The organism is Planctomycetota bacterium, from assembly GCA_035384565.1.
In the GTDB taxonomy this organism is placed as follows: Bacteria; Planctomycetota; PUPC01; order DSUN01; family DSUN01; genus DAOOIT01.
In genome coordinates, this window is record DAOOIT010000150.1 from 1 (window position 1) to 2,819 (window position 2,819).

Genomic DNA, 2,819 nt, shown 5'->3' on the forward strand with positions numbered 1-2,819 from the left:
GGACGGTGATGAATTTGCCGAGGGTCTCGGTGGCCTTGGCCATTTCAGAGAACGGCGGCTTGCGGGCCTCGTCGGTGACGGGGCGGGTGTTGGGGTAAGCGGTCTTGAGCTTCTCGACGAGGGGCTTGAGGTCGAAGAGTTCCTTCTGCGCGAAGTGTTTGGCGGCCTCGGCGTAGAGCTTCTCGGCTTCGGATTCGGCGATGCCGGCCCTGGCGGCGGCGAGGGCGGCAGCGACGTCGTCCCTGTGGGCGGCGAGCCAAGCGGTCGAGGCATACTTTTCCTCAATCTCTTCGAGGGCCTTCAGGCCCTGTTGTGGGCGGGACGTCTCCGTCCCGCGGGAATCTTTGGGGTCGCGGGGCACAGAGGCCCCGCCCACAAGGGCCTGGGCGCTGGCGAAGGCGGCTGCGGCGAGGGGGTCGAGATAGCGGTCTATCGAGGCGCCCAGGGCCTTGGCCTTGTCGAAGAAGGCGTGAGCGGCCGCGGGATCGCGGGGCAGAGACGCCCCGCCCACAGTGTCGCGGGGTGTGGACACCCCGCCCACGGACTCGCGGGGCACGGAGGCCCCGCCCACAGAGAGGAGGAAGATGCCGGCGGCCAGGTGGTCGTCGGCGCTGTCGGAGTCCACGGTGAGGCCGAGGAGTTTCTCGACCGAGCGCGCCGTGAGGTCGGGCCATTCGTGGCTCTCGGTCTTGTCGCCGGGGAGTTGGGCGGTGATGCCCTTGTCGTCGGCCTTGACGAGGTCGGCGTTGATGCCGGGGATGAGCAACGAGCCTTTGCGGAGCTTGGGCGTGGCCGTGTTGATGCGCTCGATCATCTTGAGCTTGAGCTTGGCGAGACGGGACAACTCGTCGGCCCGAGTGGAGAGGCGGGAGGAGAACGGTGTCAGGTGTTCGGTGTTGGGGGTAGGGGGTAGGAGCTTGGAGAGGGCGTCGAGGGCGGCCGTGAAGTCCCAGCGGGCGACGAGGGCTTCGACGGGCTTGAGGGCCGCGGCATAAAGCTTCTCGGCCTCGTCGCGGGCCTTGCGCTCGGCCTCGAGGCGCTGGCGCTCCTCTTCCGCCTTCTTCTTGGCGTTCTCGTCTTCCTTGGCGGTTATGTTCTCTTTGGGCTTCGGTTCGTCCTTCTTCGGCTCCGGTGTGGGCGGCTCGGGCTTCGGAGGCGTGGCCTGCGGGTTGAGGACTGATGTGACTTTGGCCTGGAGGGCCTCGATGTCGGGCCGCTTCGCGGCGTAGAAGGCGGTCTTGCCGTATCTCGTGTGCAGGCGGTCGAGGTAGCGCTGGACCTCCTGCCAGTCGAGGCGGTCGGCCATGACCTGGGCATTGCGGAAGACGACCTCGGCGTTGGCCTCGTCGCGCGAGGGCTCGGAGGGAGGTGTTGGGGGCACAGGGGAGGAAGGTGTTGGGTGTTGGGTGATGGGGGTTGGGGGTGAAGAGATTTCGGATTTCGGATTGCGGACCGCGGATTGGGAAGGGGGGCCGGGACGAAGCACGAGGACGAGGATGACGACGAGGACGATTGCAGCGGCAGAGCCGCCGAGGAGGACGAGTTTCTTGCGGGCCTGGGCCTTGGCGGTACGACGCTCGTCGAGGGAGAGGTGGTGATGGTCGGCCGCGGTCGCGGTGCGCTCGGGGTCGCGGGGCGCGGAGGCCCCGCCCACGGGGATGCGGTGGAGGGCCTCGAGGAGGTCGTCGGCCGACTGGAAGCGGTCGCTGGCCTTCTTCTGGAGGAGGCGGTGGATGATGCCGCAAAGGGCCGCGGGGGCCTCGGGCGCAAGCTGCTTGAGCGGCGGCACGGCGTCCTGCGAGTGCTTGACGGCGAGCGTGAGGGCGCTGTCGCCGGTGAATGGCGGCCTGCCGGCGAGCAGGTGGTAGAAGGTCGCGCCGAGCGAATAGAGGTCGCTGCGCGCGTCGTAGCGCTCGCCACGCGCCGCCTCGGGCGGGAAGTAGAGCGGCGTGCCCATCAGCGCGCCCGTCTGCGTCACGCTCACATCCACGTCCAGGCGCTTGGCCAGGCCGAAGTCGGCGACCTTGACGTGGCCATGCACGGTGAGCATGAGGTTGGCCGGCTTGATGTCGCGGTGGACGATGCCCTTGGCGTGGGCCACGGCGAGGGCGGAGGCGACCTGCTTGAACAACTCGAGAACGCGGGGCAGAGACGCCCCGCCCACGGGCAGGGGCCCGTCGCGCCGGAGGACGTCGGCGAGGCTCTCGCCCTCGACGAACTCCATGGCGATGTACTGGAAGCCCTTGTCCTGGCCCACGTCGTAGATGGGGATGATGTGGGGGTGGGTGACGGCGGCGGCGTCGCGGGCCTCGCGTTGGAAGCGCTCGACGAACTTCGCGTCGCGGGCCAGCGCGCGGGGCAGCACCTTGATGGCCACGAAACGGTCGAGCGAGGCCTGGCGAGCCTTGTAGACGGCGCCCATGCCGCCCCGCCCGAGCAACTCGAGCAGCTCGAACTGGCCGAGCGTTTGGCCGACGAGCGGGTCCACCTTGTCGGTGAGCTTGACCTTGCCTGGGACGCTGAGAAGCACCTGGCAGCCGGGGCAGACAATCCTCTCGTCCACGGCGGACTCATACTGGAGGAGGCCGCCGCACTTCGGACACCTGGCGGGGTGCTTGGCCACGATGTTGCCCTCCCTGTGGCGGGTTCCGTGCCCTTGTCGCAGGGATTATAGGCAGTGGGGGCGGGGGAAGTCAAGTGTTAGAAACCAGGCTCATCAGGGTTTGGCGATCCCGACGCGGCCGCGATTGGGCAACGCGGGGCCGGTGCCGCGGCACCCGCGGTGGCCATCCCATAACCCTCTATGCCCCAATGCCTTA

General features: G+C 68.5%; 1 protein-coding gene. It reads right to left on the reverse strand.

What is annotated here, in order from left to right:
- Positions 1-2,623, reverse strand: a 2,623-nt coding sequence (locus PLE19_23965) for a protein kinase (protein ID HPD18005.1), incomplete at its 3' end; no start/stop codon positions are given.
- Between the last annotated feature and the right edge of the window lie 196 nt (positions 2,624-2,819).